Origin of the sequence: Saccharicrinis aurantiacus (assembly GCF_947489045.1) — a bacterium.
GTDB lineage: Bacteria > Bacteroidota > Bacteroidia > Bacteroidales > Marinilabiliaceae > Saccharicrinis > Saccharicrinis aurantiacus.
On record NZ_CANLCN010000001.1, the window covers coordinates 342146 to 360149 of the forward strand.

An 18004-nucleotide genomic window follows, 5' to 3' on the forward strand; every position below is an offset into this window, starting at 1 on the left:
AGCTTTAAGCTCCTTTTTTTATTATCCTAGTTTCGAAATTCGTTCTAGTTTCTCTGCGTCTAATATTCGAATGATTCTACCATCAACAGTTATTACTTGTTCATTAACAAAAGTAGATAAAGTCCTGATGGCATTAGAAGTTGTCATATTCGAAAAGTTAGCAAGGTCTTCACGCGATAGGTAAACATTCAATGTTACTCCATCATCTTCCATTCCGTAAATATCCTTTAATACTAATAAGCTTTCAGCCAATCGCCCCCTAATGTGTTTTTGGGTTAATGTTACCGTTCTGTATCTCGAAAAGCCTAACTCACGTGCTAGCGACTCAATAATATTCAAGCTAAATTTAGGGTTCGTTTCCAACAGCTTGTATACAATACTCTTGGGTATATAGAAAATAACACAAGGCTCAATAACAACAGCAGAAGCAACATGCGGCCCTCCGGCAAAAAATGCTCGATAGCCAATAAAGCTGGTTGGGTTGGCCATACGAACGATTTGATCACGCCCGCCAAACCCATTTTTATACACCTTTACTTTACCTGAACCCAAGCAAAGCAGCTCATCAGGGGTTTCGCCCTCCTGATAAATCACTTCATTTTTCTTGAACTGACGAACAGTGTGATTGTTTAAAACAATCTCCTTCTCTTCATCTGTAAGAACAGAATATAGTTGCGTAATGTCTTCAATTGTAGGTAACTCTACATTGGAATTCGTAATTTTCTTTGGCATCTTAAAAATGTGTTTTACAACATCTAATTTCGGCTAAAGTATAAAAAAGCCCTCATATTCCCAAGTAATTAGAAAATATGAGGACTTTTTTGTCTGTTTATATATTATTAATTTGGTGTAACTGGTTATTGGTTAGTGTTTAAATGGTGATTTATCGAATAAAACTTGTCCATTCTTTTTCTTCCTTTTCAGGTTCCTTAACCGTTGATTTACCAGCTTCAACCAATTTCATTAGCCATGCCATATTTTTGCCAAGTACACGCATAATTTGTACCCCCTCTTTATCTTCAAGGGCATCACCCGGCTTCGTTCCATGTATTACATTCCAATAGCACGATGTTGGAATTAGCATCTCACAATAGCTGAGGTAATTATTTAGCTCATTAAATGTAGGTAACCCGCCCGATCTACGCACAGCTACAACGCTAGCCCCAACTTTATGCCTAAAAAAGGACTTGTTTGCACCAGCCACGTAAAATGCTCTATCTAAAAACGATTTAAGATTACCACCAAGCGACGCATAGTGAACAGGAGAGCCTAGTAAAATACCATCAGCTTCTTTCATTTTCTGAATCCAATAATTCACGTCATCTCCTTTTATAATACACTTTTCATCTTGGTTTTTAGCGCACATTCCACAGGCAATACAACTGCTTATAGCTTTGTGTCCCACATGAATAATTTCGGTTTCAATACCTTCTTTCTCTAATTCATTAAATACAATGTTAATGGCGTGGTAAGTATTTCCTTTTTTATGAGGACTACCGTTAATGGCTACTACTTTCATAATAAAAAAATTATCTGAATGTTTATACTATTTAACTTTAATGGGCTTCCCTGCGGTCCGGGCTATACACTATATCTTTGCTTCGCCATAATGGGCTCACAAAGGATGCCGTTTCTATCCCTAAGCCAGTATGACCGCTCAAAAAAGGCCGAACTAACATGAAAGATGTAAGTTCGGCCTAATATATTTTTTAAGCAAATTCTAAATTGGCTTCTTAGTAAATCAATTTTATATTTTGCTTACCAAAGGAATTCGTCTTCCTAAGCCAAAAGCCTTTGACGATACCCTAATAATTGGTGGAGTTTGAAAACGTTTATACTCGTTTCTATTAACCAAACTCACCGCTTTTAGTACTGTTTCGGCATCAAAACCTTGAGCTATTATTTTTTCTGGCGATTCATTTTTCTCAATATAATTGAATAAAATGTTGTCTAAAACATCATAATCAGGTAGCGAATCAGAATCTTTTTGATCAGGTCTTAACTCTGCTGATGGTGGTTTTACAATGGTGTTTTCAGGAATTACTTCACCATCTTTATTCATATATCTAGCAAGGTCAAATACATCCGTTTTATATACATCCCCAATTACAGACATACCGCCGTTCATATCGCCATATAAGGTGCCATAACCCACAGCAGCCTCACTTTTGTTAGAGGTATTTAATAATATATGCCCGAATTTATTAGAGAGTGCCATTAATAAAGTTCCTCTAATACGTGCCTGAATATTTTCTTCTGTAACGTCAGGTTTCTGACCTTCAAAAACATCACTAAGCGTTCCTTCGTATGCATCCACAATCCCTTTAATAGGAACTATGTCGTACTGAATTCCGAGGTTTTTAGCCAAGTCTTCAGCATCTTTAATAGAATGATCAGATGAATATTTAGAAGGCAATAAAAGTACTCTTACATTTTCAGCACCCAAAGCTCTAGCTGCAATAACAACCGTAACAGCTGAATCAATACCACCCGATAATCCTAAAGTGGCTTGTTTAAAGCCCATCTTGTTAAAGTAATCTTTTACTCCAAGAACCAAGGCATCGTGAATTAAAGCTAATTTGTCGTATTCCTTAACTTCAATGGTTGTGTTGTCTTCAATTTTATCGAGTTCACAATATTGTAAGTCCTCGGCAAAAGCCGCGAGTTCTTTAACCACCTTGCCTTCGCTATTTACTACCAAAGAGCTTCCATCAAAAACCAATTCGGTATTGGCTCCAATTTGGTTTACATATACAATTGGAATATGATTCTTCTTTGCCTTATTGCTAATGATTTGCTGGCGAATTTCTCCTTGGTTATACGAGAATGGAGAGGCCGCAATGTTAATTACCAAATCAGGCTCTAAGTTCATAAGCTCCTTCATTGGCGATTTAGTGTATAGCTTACTTTTTGCGAATGAATTTGCAACAGGCTGTTCGTCCCACAAATCTTCACAAATAGTAATAGCTAGCTTTTTGCCCTTGTATGAAATTGTTCTGTAACTGCTATTGGGTTGAAAATAGCGATACTCATCAAATACATCGTAGTTTGGAAGTAGGGTTTTGTGTTGTATACCTTCAACAACACCCTCGTGAAGAAAAAATGCAGAATTGAATAAGTTTTTTCCTTTAGTTTCAGGGTTAATACTTGGCCCTCCTACAATTGCAGCTATCCCAATACATTGTTGTGCAATAATTTCTATTTGCTCAATACATTGTTGCACAAACTCTTCTCTTTCGAGTAAGTCGAGTGGGGGATATCCGCAAACTGACAATTCAGAGAATACAACCAAATCGGTATTATTCTCTTTTGCAGTTTTGATAGTACTCAGTATCTTTTCAGTGTTTTTAGCAAAATTACCTACATGGTAATTTAGTTGTGCTAAGGCTATTTTCATTTTAAATAAATGTAATTGTTATGTACTTGCCAGCTTTTAATTGGCGATTAAAAGATAAGGGCTAATTGAAATACCAGTCTGTTAAGAACCGTTTTATCATCAAAGTCTTTATTCTTGGTAATGTCGTTAAATCCTTGGTTGTAGTGCATTCCGAACGAAAGGTAACTGTTTCCTCCAAGCGAATATTGCATGCCGCCTCCAAAATGATACGATCCAAATAAATCACGAACTTCGTTTGATAAGCTGTTACCCGAACCATCATTAGTTTTTACGTTAATATTGGCTGATAAGCCAAAAACACCATAAAAACTTGTGCGCTGTTGATCGTTGGTTTGTAGTTTTAAGCTCAAAGGGATTTCTAAATATTTTAATCGATATTCTAATGATTCTCCTGGTTCTAATTCTGTAGGTTTTCCTCCAATGGTAAAATCACCACCTTCAATATATTTTAATGTACCACCTGTGGTATTAATGGTAAGACCAGTAGAAATGGCGTAATTAGGAGCAAAAAACTTATCCATTACTACTCCAAAATTGTAGCCAAAAGAACTTCCATTTCCATCTACATCTGCGTGGTCTGATTTTAACCAACTAATTTGCGGACTTAATGCAAATGCAAACCTAAGATCCGATTCGCGTTGTGTTTGAGCACAGATGGCATTTGTTATCAATATAAATAAAGCTGCAAAAAGTAATTTTCTCATGATGTAATATTATTTCTAAGCAATGTTTAGATAAATTGTTGTTTAGTTCAAGTGTTCTTGGTATTAAAACAGATGATTTAATATGTACTGATATCTCTTGTAGTACAAAATAATTGTTTAATAATTATACCGCAAACATAATTAAAATCTGTGATAGTATCAGCTTAATGATATAGCTTAAGCTAGGCTTAGTCCTCAATTTTTTGAGTATTCCTCTCTTCTTTTTGAGCAATAAAACTAATTATAACTAACTGTATAGAATGATATATCATGATGGGCACAATAAAAACTCCTTGGGTTGACATACCTTTAAATAGCACTTTTGCCATTACAGAACCATGAACCAATGATTTTTTTGACCCGCAGAAAGATGCTGTAATTCTATCTTCTCGGCTAAATCCCAGTTTAAGTGCCACAAAATTGCTGATGAAATATACCATTACAAAAACACCAATGGTGATGATAAGGGTATATACAATGTAGCTTACTTTAAAGTTGCCAAATATATTAGATGAAAATGAATTGCTAAAGCTGTGGTAAACTATTGTGAGTATTACTGATTTATCAAATAAAGTCAATGCTCTTTTATTGTTTTGAGCAATATGTCCCAAGCGTTTATTTAAAACTAAGCCAATGCATACGGGTAATATAATTTTAAGAATTAAGCTTACTACACTATCTGTAAGGCTAAACTGATGATCACTGGTAGTCATAAAAATGGCAATCCACAAGGGTGTTATAATTACGCCTAACAAACCCGATAAACTAGCATTGAAAATGGCTGCCGGAATATTTCCTTTTGCAATTGATACCATTACAACTGATGAAGAAACGGTTGAGGGCAGCGCAGCCATAAAGAATAGTGCCATCCAAAGTATTTGCAAATCAGGGTTACTTACCAAGGGAAGTAAACACAATATCAGTAAAGGGAATAATAAAAAGGTAGTGGCCTGTATTAAAATGTGGAGTTTATAGTTTGCCAAACCCATCTTCATTTCTTTGGGGCTAAGTTTTAAACCATAAAACAGAAATATTAAAGAAATACCAATGTCGGTAATGGTTTCTAAATTTGTGTTTATTGTATGATCAGAGATAGGTATAAACCAAGCAAATACAATTACACAAATGAGTGCTATAATAAAACCGTCTATCTTTTTTAGCATTAGGGATATCTTTGATTACAAAAATAAAATAATCTATTTCCGAGATCGCTATATCGGCAAATAAAAATGTCGGATAAAATATTTAAGTTTGGACTTCAAACAACTTCAATAAAAAATTGCCCATGTTATTAAATAAAATATCATCAAAATACTTATTGCTTGCCCTAATTATGATGGTTTTGTTGTCGTGTAATTCAGATAATACGCCTGATGTATCTAATATTAATGCCGATGTTAATATTATCGAGTTCTATAAGGAGTTTGATGCTATGGATTCTTCAAACGTAGAAAGTTCTTTGGCTACACTGAACGAGAAATATCCTGTTTTTATGGATGCTTACTGTCAGCGTATTGTAAAATCGGGACCGCTAGATGGTGCTGATTATGGAAAACGAGTTTTAGCATTTGTTGATTATGATGCGAATAAGGATATCATTGATTCGGCGCAACATGTATTTGTTGATCATAAAGATTTTTCGGCCCAGCTGAGCCAAGCTTTTAAATATTACAAATATTATTTCCCGGAGAATGAAGTGCCTGATATTTATTTGATGGTATCTGGCTTTAGCCAATCTATTGCCGTTGATATGGATTGGGTAGGGGTGAGTATTGAAAAGTATTTAGGGGCAGACTGCATCTTTTATGAGTGGTTAGAGATTCCAAAATATTTAAGAGTGGGCATGATAAAAGAAAAAATGGCACCTGATGTTCTTCGAGCAATGGGGCTCACTTTGTATCCTGAGCGTAATGTGAATGATGATGTAATTAGTAATATGATTTATCAGGGTAAGATCAAGTATTTTGTGAAGAAGATGTTCCCAAAGCTAGAGAATACTTTACTTTTTGATTATTCAAAGGATCAACTGCGATGGGCAGAAAAAACAGAGAAAGATACTTGGGCCGCAATTGTTGAATGGAAGCATTTGTTTAACGATGAGCGAATGACGATTCAGAAATATACTGGCGATGCACCTTTTTCAGCTCATTTTGGAAACGATTCAGCCCCACGTATTGGCGAGTACCTAGGATATCAGATTATACAATCGTATATGAAAAACAATCCGGATGTTAGCCTCAAAGAATTAATGGAGAACAATGATGGACGTAAAATATTAGCGGCATCAAAATACAGACCATAGTGTAATACATAGCCCATGAATAAAAAGTTTCTTAGAGAAGACATTGCAACGCAAAAGAAAACGTTATCAAACAAGGATAAGGAAAACGCTTCTCTGTCCATTTTTGCCGACTTAGAGCGTATGTCATTATTTCGTTCGGCTAAAAATATTCTATGCTATTGGTCGTTGAACGATGAATTAGGAACGCATGCCTTTATTCAAAAGTGGTTTCACGATAAAGTAATTTACCTTCCGGTTGTAAATGGCGCTAAAGTTGATTTAATACAATTTACAGGCTTAGATAAAATGCGCAGTGGTGCTTATAATATACTTGAGCCTATTGGCGATGTTTTTAGCAATTTAGAAGCCATTAATTTAGCCATTGTTCCGGGTGTAGCATTTTCTGATAATGGCGACCGAATGGGCAGGGGAGGTGGTTATTACGACCGTCTGTTACCTCAATTGGTAAATGCTTATAAAATAGGGGTAGGCTATCAATTACAAAGGCGAAACCCTATTCCAATAGAGCCGCATGATGTTAAGTTAGATCAGGTTTTGTTTGGCTAAGACATAAAAAAAACTCCATCTCGTAAGAAATGGAGTTTTTTTATTTTTTTGTTTGGTGCAATTAAGCTGGGCTAATTGCTTCTGTAGGACAAACATCAGCACAAGTACCACAATCAGTACAAGCATCAGCGTCAATTTTATAAATATCTCCTTCAGAAATTGCATCTACTGGACACTCGTCAACACAAGTTCCGCATGCAATACAATCGTCATTAATAACGTAAGCCATGATTATATTATTTTAATATTAGTATTTAGGCTAGCAAAATTATTTTCTTTTTTTTAAAAAGGAAACAAAAATCGAATATTGCTATCAATTTGAAATGCTTTTAAATAAGGTAAAGCCTTGCCTCTTATTTGTTATTTGTAATATTTAAATCAAAAAACATCTATAAAAGTACCCGTTTTAATAGCTATAGTATTCAAATTCAAATCTTACTATAAAACAGAAAATGTTCAAATAAAGGATCACTTTTATAGATACTGTTAGAACTTTGCCATGTTGGTTTCAATAAGCATGCTTATTTCTTCAGGGCTTCTATTGCCAAATAAGCCATCAGGCCAACTGAAGTTTCTAAAGCATCTTCGTTTAAGTTAAAACCTGGCGTATGTAAACCTCCTGTTTTTTTATCTCCATCTTGTTTTACTCCGAAACGATAAAAAGTACAAGGGAATTTTTCAGTGTAATAGCCAAAGTCTTCAGCAGTCATTCTAATATCCATTTTATGCACATGCTTTGTTCCCAAATAATCTTGAGCCGCATTGTAAGCCATCTCGGTAACGGTAGCTTCATTGGTAACTACAGGGTAGCCATCGTTGATTTTAACCTCGCAATGAGCGCCCATGCTCGAAGCCATTTCAGTGGCAACTTTTTTAATTTGTTCTTTTATTTTAGCGCGCCACTCTTCGTTCATTGTTCTTAAAGTACCAGCAACCTCAACCTTTTCAGGGATAATATTGGTAGCACCATTGGCTATTACTTTACCAAACGATAAAACAGTAGGGATGCTTGCTGCTACAAATCGACTCACAATTTGCTGTAAGGCTACAATAATATGCGAAGTTACCAATACGTTATCAGTTAAGGTGTGTGGCATGGCAGCATGACCGCCTTTACCCGTAATGGTTAAGTAAATTTCATCGCCCGAAGCCATGTACATACCCTCTTTAAAGCCCACATCGCCCGCATCCATATCTGGTAGCACATGTTGCCCTAAAATAATTTCAGGTTTTGGGTTATCTAAAGCACCTTCTTCCATCATTAATTTAGCACCTCCCGGAAATTTCTCTTCACCTGGTTGAAATATTAACAAGATGGTACCTTCCCATTCGTTTTTAAGTTCATTTAATATTTTGGCAGTTCCTAAAAGCGAAGCAGAGTGGGCATCGTGACCGCAAGCATGCATCACACCTTTGTTGCACGATTTTATATCATGGGCTTCGTTCTCATCAATAGGTAGGGCATCCATATCAGCTCGCAAAGCAATTACTCTTTTATCAGGATTTTTACCTTTTATGGTGCCAATAATACCCGTTTTTACATAACCAGCTTTATAGGAGATGCCATATTCATCCAGTTTACTGCAGATATATTTAGAAGTTTCAAATTCTTCAAAGGATAATTCCGGATTTTCGTGAATATGTCTTCTAATCCCTATTATTTCCGAATAATATTTCTTTGTAAGGTTCTTTATTTCGTGCTTAAAATCCATTGTTACTTATCTAAAATTATGCCTGCAAATATACACTCATTTATTCTTATTTCGCTTTTTGCTTGTATCATCTTTACTTGCTCTCACTTAATTTAGAGATCATTTAGAAACGAATTTGAAAAATGAAACCTCTATTTTATTAAATTTACTTTTAAAACTAATTTATGGGCCATAATCATTCTCACCATCATCATCACAATCATGGGCATCATCACCCCGAACTAAAAGGAACCAATTTGAGTATTGCCATTTTACTAAATGTGCTTATAACCGTATCTCAAATTATTGGGGCCTTGTATAGCAAAAGTTTATCATTAATGACAGATGCTTTGCACAATCTGTCGGATGTAATGGCGCTTATTATCTCATGGGTTGCCAATAAGTTAAGCAAGCGCGAAAGCACACATAAGGAAACATTTGGTTATAAACGGGCCGAAATATTAGCCGCATTTATCAATGCAACGACTCTTCTCGGGATATCAGTATACTTAATAGTAGAAGCCGTAGAGCGATTAATGGGCGGTTCAAGTATTGCTGTTAAAGGCGATATGGTTATTTGGTTGGCCCTACTCAGTATTGTAGCCAATGGTTTAAGTGTGCTGCTGATTCAGAAAGATGCCAAACACAGCATGAATATGAAGGCAGCTTATCTTCATTTATTTTCTGATATGTTAACCTCAATTGCGGTTTTAATTGGCGGTTTAATGATGAAATATTATGGTTTTTATTGGGTCGATAGTATTTTAAGTATCATGATTGCCATCTACTTAATCATCTCAAGTTGGAAATTAGTGATAGGCGCCACCAAAGTACTCATGCAATTTGCACCATCGCATATAAATCTTAACGATATTGTTGAATCTATAAAGAAAATCGAAGGGGTTAAGTGCCTACATCATATCCATATTTGGCAACTAAGCGATCACGAAAATCATTTCGAAGCTCATATCGAATTAGATAAAGATCTTAAACTATCAGAGGTAGATGCTATTTTAAATATAGTGCGTCATGAGTTGAGCCATCACTATAATATTAGTCATCATACTTTGCAGGCCGAATATAATGTGTGTAACGATAAGTCAATTATTAATTTAGACGAGTAGGCATGCTTATTAACCCAAGTTAGATTAAAATTTAAAGACACAAAGCTTAGCGAAATTGCGAGAGCATTAATTCATATTGCACAAAGCTTAGCGAAATTGCGAGAGCATTAATTCATGTTGCACAAAGCTCAGCGAAATTGCGAGAGCATTAATACATGTTGCACAAAGCTTAGCGAAATTACGAGAGCATTAATTCATATTACACAAAGCTTAGCGAAATTACGAGAACATTAATACATGTTGCACAAAGCTTAGCGGGGTCTATTCAATAAACTGTGTCACCAGCATTTTTTCTTTTGCTAAAGCCCTTCAGGATCAATTTTGGCCTAAATTATATTACGTATTGGGTTTTCAACCCAAACCCGACTTCATCCTGAAACAATTAAGAATACTCAATTCTTAATCGTCCCGATGCCTTGAAGCAAGAAACGGAAGCAAAGAAATTCAAGGCTACTTTACAAATAACTTTCTTATTTATTTAAAGCTTAAGTGCGGTTGGCGGATCTGAGAGCACAGCTCTCAGCTAGCCAATCTTACTAAAGCTTTAGATAAAACAAAAGTTTTTTGTAAAGAGGCCATATAATATGACGCATAAAAACAAACCCCTAAAAATAAAAGATCCGATACTAAGATAGACATCAGTAAAATAGAACCAAGCCTTAAAAACATTTAGGAAACTATTGGTATTGGATAGTTAATATGCACAGTAGGTATGGTTAAAAGCATAAAAAAAGCCGACACAATGGCCGGCTTTTGTATTTTCAAACAACTTTATTGCAAAGCTGAATTTATAACATTGATATTAACTTAATACCTCAACTATTCTTTTTTCTTTTGCTCAAGTATATCATTGAGTGTAGTAACATATTTATGCGTTCCTAAGTCTGTTTCAAACGCAGTTACTAAAGATTTATATTCCTCTAAATTAAACTCGCTAGCAGCTTGTATTGCCCAATGAGCAGCCACAACGTTGTTTGTATTATTTTTTATGAATTGCAGAAAATACTCTTTTTGCTCTTCCATAATTTCGTCAACCTCTGTTCTGATTGCATCAACAGCTTCTTGGTTACCAGAACTCATAGCTTGTTGGTATTCACGTTTTACTTCGTCTAACCTTACTTGCGAAGGAATTGCCTCGATAAAAGAATTATAGATATCCGTATTTTTAGAACCCGTAATAGTAGCTTTATTAAGCTCTTTTACATCGGCAGCAATAGTGATATCTGCATTTTCGCCAAAGAATATGATTGGAGCTCTATAGGTATCAATAAAAATTAAATATAACTGAGCATCTTTTTCAGATCCTGTAAAAGTAAACTTACCATCTGTAATAACAGCGGTGTCTTTAGGTGCAGGACGACCATTTTCAAGAGTATGTAAAATCGCTTGTCCGTTTAATACCCCTTCTACTGTACCGTTAATTGTGTAGTCTTTTTGCTGACATGCTACAAAACTGATGGCAGCCAAAGCAATAATTAATAAATTTTTCATATGTTTTTTTTCAAGTAATAATTCCTATTTGTTTAGAGCTACAACAATACTATAATTTTAAATAATCTTCGATTAAATATTTCAAAGTTTCTATTCTAATATTTGTTTTGTTGTGGATTATAAACCAAAAGGTTATGATTACAAATAATTTCTATAAAAAAAAGCCGGTACAACGTCCGGCTTTGATATTTTTATAAACTAGTGCTTAGTTCAATAACTCAGCTAATTTTGCTTCAAGTTCTTCACCTCTTAGGTTTTTAGCAACAATCTTACCTTCTTTATCTAATAATAAAGTAAAAGGAATGCTTTGAATACCGTAAGTGTTAGCAACGTCACCTGTTCCGTCAATTAATTGAGTCCAGCTTAAACCATCCTCATCAATAGCTTTTTTCCAAGCTTCTTCATCTCTATCTAAAGAAACGCTTAACACATCAAACCCTTTAGCTTTGTATTCATTGTAAGCTTTAACAACATTAGGGTTCTCCTCGCGACAAGGCTTACACCACGATGCCCAAAAGTCAACCAATACGTAGTTTCCTTTTAAAGAAGATAAAGCAATATCAGCGCCATCAGCTGTTTTAAGCGTAAAATCTGGAGCAACAGCACCTATTTCAGTAGCTAATTTAGCTTCAGCAGCTTTTTCCATTGGCTCAACAATATCTTTAAGAGCTGCCACATATTTGTGCTCACCTAAGCTAGCTTCAAAAGAAGTTATTAAAGCTTTGAATTCATCTAATTCAAACTCGCTAGCAGCTTGCAATGCCATGTTAGCACCAACTACGTTAGTGGTATTGTTTTTAACAAACTGAATGAAATAAGCTTTTTGCTTTTCCATTATTTCTTCAACTTCTTTTTGAATAGCAGCAATGGCTTCTTGGTTTCCAGAACCCATAGCTTGTTGGTATTCTCCTTGAATTACTTCCATTCTGTCTTTAGAAGGAATTCCATCAATGAAAGAAGTATAGATATCGGTGTTTTTAGAACCTGTTATTTTAGCTTTGTTAAGCTCTTTTGCATCAGCAGTAATTGTAATATTCGCGTTTTCGCCAAAAAATACAATTGGAGCTCTATTGTCATCAATAAAAATTAAATACAATTGAGCTTCATCTTCAACGCCTGTAAAAGTAAATTTACCATCAGTAACAACTGCAGTATCTTTTGGAGCAGGACGACCACCTTCAATTGTTTGAAGAATAGCTTGTCCTTCAGCAACGCCTTCAATAGTACCGTTAATTGTGTAATTTTTTTGCTGACAAGCTACAAAGCTAATTGCAGCAATAGCAATAATTAATAATTTCTTCATTTGTTTTTTTGTTGTATCAAGTAAAATTACTTAATCGTTTATTTTAGTTATTTATTTTTTTAGTCGTACAATAATAGTCAGATTTTTACATTCTGCCACTACCTAGCCACAATATCTTTTACGTGATTTCCTTTAAAATATTGCCTTATATGTGGGTTTTATCCCTTATAGTATAGTTCGAGTAGTTTATGTGCTGCCGCAAAGGAGCTAATTTCATCATTAAGTACCTGATTTTTAAATTTATCAATTTCAGGTTTAATCTCATTATTGGTGTAAAAGTTGGCCTTAAGTTGTTCATTAATACTCTCAAACATCCAATACTGACTCTGGTCTTTACGTCGTGCATCAAAGTATGAATTGGCCTTGGTGTTATTAACGTATTCTTTAACCATATCCCATAAATTGGCAATGCCCTCGTGGTATAATGCAGAACAGGTTTCTACCCTCGGCGACCAACCTGATTTTGTAGGCGGAAATAGGTGTAGTGCACTGGTATATTCGGCTTTTGCCATCGATGCTCTTTTTTGATTGTCGCCATCGGCTTTATTTATAGCAATGGCATCAGCCATTTCCATAATACCACGCTTAATGCCTTGTAGTTCATCGCCAGCTCCGGCAAGCATAATCAGTAAGAAGAAATCGACCATTGAGTGTACCGCCGTTTCAGATTGACCCACACCAACGGTTTCAATAAATATAGTATCAAAGCCTGCCGCTTCGCATAAAATAATGGTTTCTCTGGTTTTACGAGCAACTCCTCCAAGCGATCCGGCCGAAGGGGAAGGGCGTATGTAGGCATTGGCTTCGCCCGAAAGCTCTTCCATGCGGGTTTTATCACCTAAAATACTTCCTTTTGATCGTTCACTACTAGGGTCAATTGCTAATACAGCAAGCTTGCCACCATTTTTCACAATGTGCATTCCTAGCGATTCTATTAAAGTACTTTTTCCGGCTCCGGGTACACCTGTAATCCCCAATCGAATTGATTTGCCTGTAAATGGCAAGCAACGCTCAATAATTTCTTGGGCAATTTTTTGATGCTCAGGTTTAGAACTTTCTACTAATGTTACCGCTTGGCTTAACAGTGTGATATCGCCTTTGCGGATACCTTCAAAAAAAGTATCAACACTCGGTAGTTTTCGTTTGCGTTTTAAGAATCTTTCAGCCGCAGCTTTATTTACTATTTCAATATTTTCAACTCCCTTATTAACATTGAGGTTTTTAAAATTTGGGTCGTTTTCTATATGATGATCGTCGTGCTTAAATCCAAATTGATCGTTATTCGCCATAATATACTTTACGGATTAATTGATTTGCAGCAAAAATACTGCTTTATTTTGGTAATTTATCAGAAAGCAAAACGGAATTTAGTTGAACATGTTCAATGTGTAGCGTTAAAATTAAAACAAAAAGAAAAGCTTAGCTTAATAACTTGGCGTACTTAAAACTGTAGTTTAAAATATTCTTTAATTTTTGGTTACTAATTATTTTGTAAGGAGCTGTACTTTCTTCTTCTAGTTTGTGGTTTTCTCTGCCCACTTTTTTCATTTCTTGTATGTAATATTCGCCGCGAGTAGGGTGCTCATCTGCGCAAGCATTTAAAACTTGTCCGAATACATTTTTAGTGATGATAAGATGAAGAATAGCTAAACAATCATCGCGATGAATCATATTTACATATCCCTTGGGGTTGCGTATGATACTATCGGGTCTGATAAAATTACCAGGTTTGCGGGTATATCCAATAAGACCAGCAAAACGAATTATGGTTGTTTTAAAAATAGGGTTGTTAATAAATAGTTTCTCTATTTCGGCTAATGGGCCGTCGTTCGTAGGCGTTTCTTCATCTACAATACTATTACTTGCAGTATATACCGAAGTTGAACTGATGAATATTACTTTTTTAATATTTGATTTTTCGATATGCTTTATCAAAGAACGATACGCTTCAATGTTTTTTGATGTAATTGCAATTAACAATACCTCTGAATCAAGAAAAGGCTCGATGTTATCATTAATATCTTCGGTGTTTATTACAAAAGCATTAATGTTGTTTTGCTTTAAAGTATCTAGTTTCGCAGTACTTGTGCACGAACCGTTTACTTTATAACCTTTTTTTAGGAGCTCTTTTGCAAATAGTAAACCTAACCAACCACAACCCAGAATACTTATATTTTTTGTCATTTGTATTAATGTTTGATTTATAAACTAATAAAGTTACGCTTTGTTCCACTTCGTTTTTTATCTGGCCTATAAAGTTAATCTAAGTCAGATATACTTATATCTAAGCTGTGAAATTTAAGCACAAATTTAATGATGAATAATTAAATGATTAAATTACGACGGTTTTAAACTTTTTAAAACCCTAAGAAAATCTATCTCGTGGAAGCAGTATTGAATATTATAAAGCGCAAGCTGATAAATCCTCTTAAATATAATCATATAAAAATAGGGTTAAGGAGTAAGGTAAGATGGTACGGAAATAAGTATGGTGGTTTTTATCTTAACCCTGATTTATTAAGTGATCAATCTATAATTTACTCCTTTGGAATAGGGGAGGACATTTCATTTGACCAATCCTTAATTGAAAATAGACAATGCAAGGTTTATGGATTTGATCCGACTCCTAAGTCTATTGCTTGGTGCATGAATCAGGATTTGCCTGCTAACTTTCATTTTTATCCATTTGGTATTTCCAATAAAACGGGTAAAGAAATGTTTCATTTGCCTAAGAATAAAGATCATGTATCGGGTAGCTTGGTTCTACAAGATAATGTTTCGGATAAAGATATGGTAGAAGTTGAAATGCAGTCTTTTAGCGATATTGTTAAAATGTTAAAGCATGAACGTATTGATGTGTTAAAGATGGATATTGAAGGCTCAGAGTACAATATTATTACTGATATTTTACAATCGAGTGTAGAGATAGATCAATTTGCCATTGAGTTACATGAGCGTTTTTTTGATGATGGTAAAGATAAAACTATTCAATTAGTGAATGATATGAAGCACAATGGATATGACTTGTTTGCTATTTCAGATTCCTACGAAGAGGTTTCTTTTGTTAGGAGAGATGCTTTGAAAAATTAATAAAAACCACCTGTTTATACTATGTGTAATATAAACAGGTGGTTGATCCGTTTTATTGCAGATTGATGTTTAAAGAAACAAATATATTTCTGCCGGGAGCATAAATAGGGGTAGGGTCACTGCCCTTAACAGAACGACTCAAGTGTTCGTAATAAGCTTGATCAAGTAAGTTATTCACCCCAACCGTAGCGCTGCAAAACTTCAAGAAGCGATAAGATATTTTGGCATCTAACAATGTAAACGAAGGTGTTTTAGTTTCTCCAAATTCCTCAGATATTCTATCTTGTTCGATAACATGGCGTATTGAAACTATTGGAATTAATGTGTTATTAAAATATTTACCCATCAAGGTATACCTTATATCCAGAGGTGCAATTTCAGGTAGAGGCTCATCTCGTTCCAAATCTTTACCATATGTATAAGCCAAGCTCAAATTATGCTGCACCCCCCATGCAATATCTTGTTGCCACGAAGCTTCGAAACCTGTTTTAAGTGCATTATTTATGTTTATATACTGGCGAACACCTGGGCTACTAGGCATTTTCGGATCTATGTTAGGGTCGATAACTGAAGAAATGTAATCTTGCAGATAAGCAGCAAATACATCAAAACTAATTTGTGTTTTAGGTCGTTTAAATTCCCAAATTATATCTGCTTGATTGTTAATTTCCGAATTAAGATCTGGGTTACCAATCATTTCGTATGGATCTAAACCTACAGAAAAAAAGTTAATGTAACTTTCCGTTAAACTCGCACTTCTCTGCACTCTACCCAACCAAAAGCTGAGGTTGTTATTGGCATTTAATGCTTTGTTAATACCTGCGCTAATGCCTGGGTTAACCTGCGTTTTTTCTAAATCATTATACAAAGATGCAAAGTTAGTATCGGGGTCGTTGGCTTTACGCTGATTTAATTCTAAACGACCAGATAAAGTGTACCTGAAGCTATTTTGAGTTATTGAATATTCTGCAAATAATCCTGTTTTACTAATTTGAGCATCTTGCCATACATTATCTTTAATTGTTTTGCCCTGCATAGGTCCCATAAGCATATTGCGGGTTCGTTCACCATCGGCATTTTCAAAACGATAATCCGCCCCAGCGTACAAAACGCTATTATTAAAACTCCAGAAACCTTCAGTTCTACCTCCATAGGCTTTGGTATTCGCTTTGGTATCTGCATTAACCATTCTGGGGTCTATTTTTTTACTATAATTATCCATAGTATGATCAACGAGAGATCCATAAACTAAAGTTTTCCAATGCTGGAGGTTTTTATTATTGAAGTTTAATTCGTGCTGTGCATTTAAAATCCAAGTATCATCCGACCTAAGATCCATTGCTAAAGCTGGGAAGTCGACATCTTTAGCAATATTATTAACAGCAGAAAAACTGAGGTTCTGAGTCTTGCTTATTGCCACCCGACCGTTAATGCCATAGCTGTAACGCAAATAATCGGCTTGCACAGTGTTGTGGTTTCCATCTTTATAGTCATTGCCTTCAGAATATGCGCCCAATATGGCAATATTATATTTTTTGCCCGATAAGCCAACCAATGCTTCCGTTCTGGTTTGATTTCCGTTGCCCTCATAACCTGCAGTAGCCCTTCCATAAACATCTGCTTTATCAGAGTACTTTAGTTTACTTTGCTTAAAGTTAATGGTACCACCAACTGCATTTCCATATCGCAAGGCGTAGGGGCCTTTTAATATTTCAATTTCACCAATTGTATTTGGCGAGATTTGGCTCGAAGGCGGATCCATTCTATTGGGACAGGCAGCTATTGCATTTTGGCCACCATTAATAATAATATTGAGTTGTTCATATTTAAAGCCTCGCATTACAGGATCAATTCCATAACTACCACTTTTACGGATACCATTTATGGCAGGTATTTGGGTAAGTATTGAAGCACCATCATGTGATAAGTTATCTTGATAAGATAGTTGGATATTTTGTTCGGTATCTTTATGATCATGCATCCCAATTACAGTTACCGGAAATAAATTTACTTCTAAGGGCGCACGTTTTATTGTACCTTTTTGAGCAGCAGTATTGAGCTCTTGTGCATTGAGCGACCAAGTTCCGTAGCTAAGGTGCGAAAGTTGGAGCGTGCTATTATCATCGAGTTCAACATTAATTAATCCTTCAGAATCGGATGAGCCTTTAACATTATTATATTGAAAGTTGAGGCCAGGTATTGCTTTATTGGTGTTGGCATCAATCACTTTAATTTTTGTTTGAGCCTGTGTAATCAAACTCCAAAGGCATAATAATATTATACCGAATATTTTAGGGTTTATGTTACTTTTCATGTGTTTTGAATTTACTTTTTAATAGTTACATGAAACTGTCAA

The 18004-nt window shown here is 35.2% G+C and carries 16 protein-coding genes; 4 read left to right on the top strand and 12 right to left on the bottom strand.

The annotated features are described in order from the left end of the window. Nucleotides 1-21 precede the first annotated feature (21 nt). The 5 genes from QMO11_RS01330 to QMO11_RS01350 all read right to left on the bottom strand — a co-directional run bounded on the left by QMO11_RS01330 (nucleotide 22) and on the right by QMO11_RS01350 (nucleotide 5264). Nucleotides 22-732 (bottom strand): Crp/Fnr family transcriptional regulator, encoded by a 711-nt coding sequence (locus QMO11_RS01330; RefSeq protein WP_068472786.1) that lies wholly within the window; start codon nucleotides 730-732, stop codon nucleotides 22-24. 151 nt (nucleotides 733-883) lie between these two features. Continuing rightward, nucleotides 884-1519, bottom strand: coding sequence for a flavodoxin family protein (locus tag QMO11_RS01335; protein ID WP_282035674.1), 636 nt, complete (start codon nucleotides 1517-1519; stop codon nucleotides 884-886). Between the two features lie 228 nt (nucleotides 1520-1747). Then, nucleotides 1748-3397 carry an NAD+ synthase gene (locus QMO11_RS01340; protein WP_068472790.1) on the bottom strand — a complete coding sequence of 550 codons (1650 nt, stop codon included), beginning with the start codon at nucleotides 3395-3397 and terminating at the stop codon, nucleotides 1748-1750. 47 nt (nucleotides 3398-3444) lie between these two features. Further along, nucleotides 3445-4101, bottom strand: coding sequence for a porin family protein (locus QMO11_RS01345; RefSeq protein ID WP_068472791.1), 657 nt, complete (start codon nucleotides 4099-4101; stop codon nucleotides 3445-3447). 188 nt (nucleotides 4102-4289) lie between these two features. Next, nucleotides 4290-5264 carry a bile acid:sodium symporter gene (locus QMO11_RS01350; protein WP_282035675.1) on the bottom strand — a complete coding sequence of 325 codons (975 nt, stop codon included), beginning with the start codon at nucleotides 5262-5264 and terminating at the stop codon, nucleotides 4290-4292. Between the two features lie 122 nt (nucleotides 5265-5386). Between QMO11_RS01350 and gldB the strand changes: the two genes are divergently transcribed. Next, nucleotides 5387-6403 carry a gliding motility lipoprotein GldB gene (gldB, locus tag QMO11_RS01355; protein WP_282035676.1) on the top strand — a complete coding sequence of 339 codons (1017 nt, stop codon included), beginning with the start codon at nucleotides 5387-5389 and terminating at the stop codon, nucleotides 6401-6403. A gap of 15 nt (nucleotides 6404-6418) precedes the next feature. Then, a complete protein-coding gene (locus QMO11_RS01360; protein WP_282035677.1) occupies nucleotides 6419-6949 on the top strand; it encodes a 5-formyltetrahydrofolate cyclo-ligase in 531 nt (176 codons plus the stop codon). A 61-nt stretch (nucleotides 6950-7010) separates the two neighbouring features. On the opposite strand, the gene QMO11_RS01365 is transcribed toward QMO11_RS01360, so the two are convergent. Next, a complete protein-coding gene (locus tag QMO11_RS01365) occupies nucleotides 7011-7178 on the bottom strand; it encodes a DUF362 domain-containing protein (RefSeq protein ID WP_068472801.1) in 168 nt (55 codons plus the stop codon). 292 nt (nucleotides 7179-7470) lie between these two features. Continuing rightward, nucleotides 7471-8661, bottom strand: coding sequence for a M20 metallopeptidase family protein (locus tag QMO11_RS01370; protein ID WP_282035678.1), 1191 nt, complete (start codon nucleotides 8659-8661; stop codon nucleotides 7471-7473). 164 nt (nucleotides 8662-8825) lie between these two features. Here QMO11_RS01370 and QMO11_RS01375 point away from each other — a divergent pair, with 164 nt between their 5' ends. Then, complete coding sequence (locus QMO11_RS01375; RefSeq protein ID WP_282035679.1) at nucleotides 8826-9764, top strand: cation diffusion facilitator family transporter; 939 nt, start codon at nucleotides 8826-8828, stop codon at nucleotides 9762-9764. An 819-nt stretch (nucleotides 9765-10583) separates the two neighbouring features. Here the strand turns inward: QMO11_RS01375 and QMO11_RS01380 are convergent. From QMO11_RS01380 to QMO11_RS01395, 4 genes are all read right to left on the bottom strand, one after another. Next, a complete protein-coding gene (locus QMO11_RS01380) occupies nucleotides 10584-11255 on the bottom strand; it encodes a DUF4369 domain-containing protein (RefSeq protein WP_068472804.1) in 672 nt (223 codons plus the stop codon). Nucleotides 11256-11460: 205 nt separating this feature from the next. Then, entirely contained in the window at nucleotides 11461-12558 is a 1098-nt protein-coding gene (locus QMO11_RS01385; RefSeq protein WP_068472805.1) for a TlpA disulfide reductase family protein, read from the bottom strand. Nucleotides 12559-12716: 158 nt separating this feature from the next. After that, nucleotides 12717-13847: a methylmalonyl Co-A mutase-associated GTPase MeaB gene (meaB, locus tag QMO11_RS01390; RefSeq protein WP_068472811.1), complete on the bottom strand. Its 1131-nt coding sequence runs from the start codon at nucleotides 13845-13847 to the stop codon at nucleotides 12717-12719. A 130-nt stretch (nucleotides 13848-13977) separates the two neighbouring features. Further along, complete coding sequence (locus QMO11_RS01395; protein ID WP_282035680.1) at nucleotides 13978-14742, bottom strand: NAD(P)H-binding protein; 765 nt, start codon at nucleotides 14740-14742, stop codon at nucleotides 13978-13980. A gap of 198 nt (nucleotides 14743-14940) precedes the next feature. On the opposite strand from QMO11_RS01395, the gene QMO11_RS01400 reads away from it, so the two are divergent. Then, entirely contained in the window at nucleotides 14941-15648 is a 708-nt protein-coding gene (locus QMO11_RS01400; protein WP_282035681.1) for an FkbM family methyltransferase, read from the top strand. Nucleotides 15649-15700: 52 nt separating this feature from the next. Here QMO11_RS01400 and QMO11_RS01405 read toward each other — a convergent pair whose 3' ends face one another. Next, a complete protein-coding gene (locus QMO11_RS01405) occupies nucleotides 15701-17962 on the bottom strand; it encodes a TonB-dependent receptor domain-containing protein (RefSeq protein ID WP_282035682.1) in 2262 nt (753 codons plus the stop codon). Nucleotides 17963-18004 lie beyond the last annotated feature (42 nt).

Coding starts and splice junctions, on each gene's coding strand:
- QMO11_RS01375 (WP_282035679.1), top strand. CDS start 8,826: ATGGGCCATAATCATTCTCACCATCATCATCACAATCATGGGCATCAT.
- QMO11_RS01370 (WP_282035678.1), bottom strand. CDS start 8,661: ATGGATTTTAAGCACGAAATAAAGAACCTTACAAAGAAATATTATTCG.
- gldB (WP_282035676.1), top strand. CDS start 5,387: ATGTTATTAAATAAAATATCATCAAAATACTTATTGCTTGCCCTAATT.
- QMO11_RS01380 (WP_068472804.1), bottom strand. CDS start 11,255: ATGAAAAATTTATTAATTATTGCTTTGGCTGCCATCAGTTTTGTAGCA.
- QMO11_RS01335 (WP_282035674.1), bottom strand. CDS start 1,519: ATGAAAGTAGTAGCCATTAACGGTAGTCCTCATAAAAAAGGAAATACT.
- QMO11_RS01360 (WP_282035677.1), top strand. CDS start 6,419: ATGAATAAAAAGTTTCTTAGAGAAGACATTGCAACGCAAAAGAAAACG.
- QMO11_RS01340 (WP_068472790.1), bottom strand. CDS start 3,397: ATGAAAATAGCCTTAGCACAACTAAATTACCATGTAGGTAATTTTGCT.
- QMO11_RS01345 (WP_068472791.1), bottom strand. CDS start 4,101: ATGAGAAAATTACTTTTTGCAGCTTTATTTATATTGATAACAAATGCC.
- QMO11_RS01385 (WP_068472805.1), bottom strand. CDS start 12,558: ATGAAGAAATTATTAATTATTGCTATTGCTGCAATTAGCTTTGTAGCT.
- QMO11_RS01350 (WP_282035675.1), bottom strand. CDS start 5,264: ATGCTAAAAAAGATAGACGGTTTTATTATAGCACTCATTTGTGTAATT.
- QMO11_RS01365 (WP_068472801.1), bottom strand. CDS start 7,178: ATGGCTTACGTTATTAATGACGATTGTATTGCATGCGGAACTTGTGTT.
- QMO11_RS01330 (WP_068472786.1), bottom strand. CDS start 732: ATGCCAAAGAAAATTACGAATTCCAATGTAGAGTTACCTACAATTGAA.
- QMO11_RS01405 (WP_282035682.1), bottom strand. CDS start 17,962: ATGAAAAGTAACATAAACCCTAAAATATTCGGTATAATATTATTATGC.
- meaB (WP_068472811.1), bottom strand. CDS start 13,847: ATGGCGAATAACGATCAATTTGGATTTAAGCACGACGATCATCATATA.
- QMO11_RS01395 (WP_282035680.1), bottom strand. CDS start 14,742: ATGACAAAAAATATAAGTATTCTGGGTTGTGGTTGGTTAGGTTTACTA.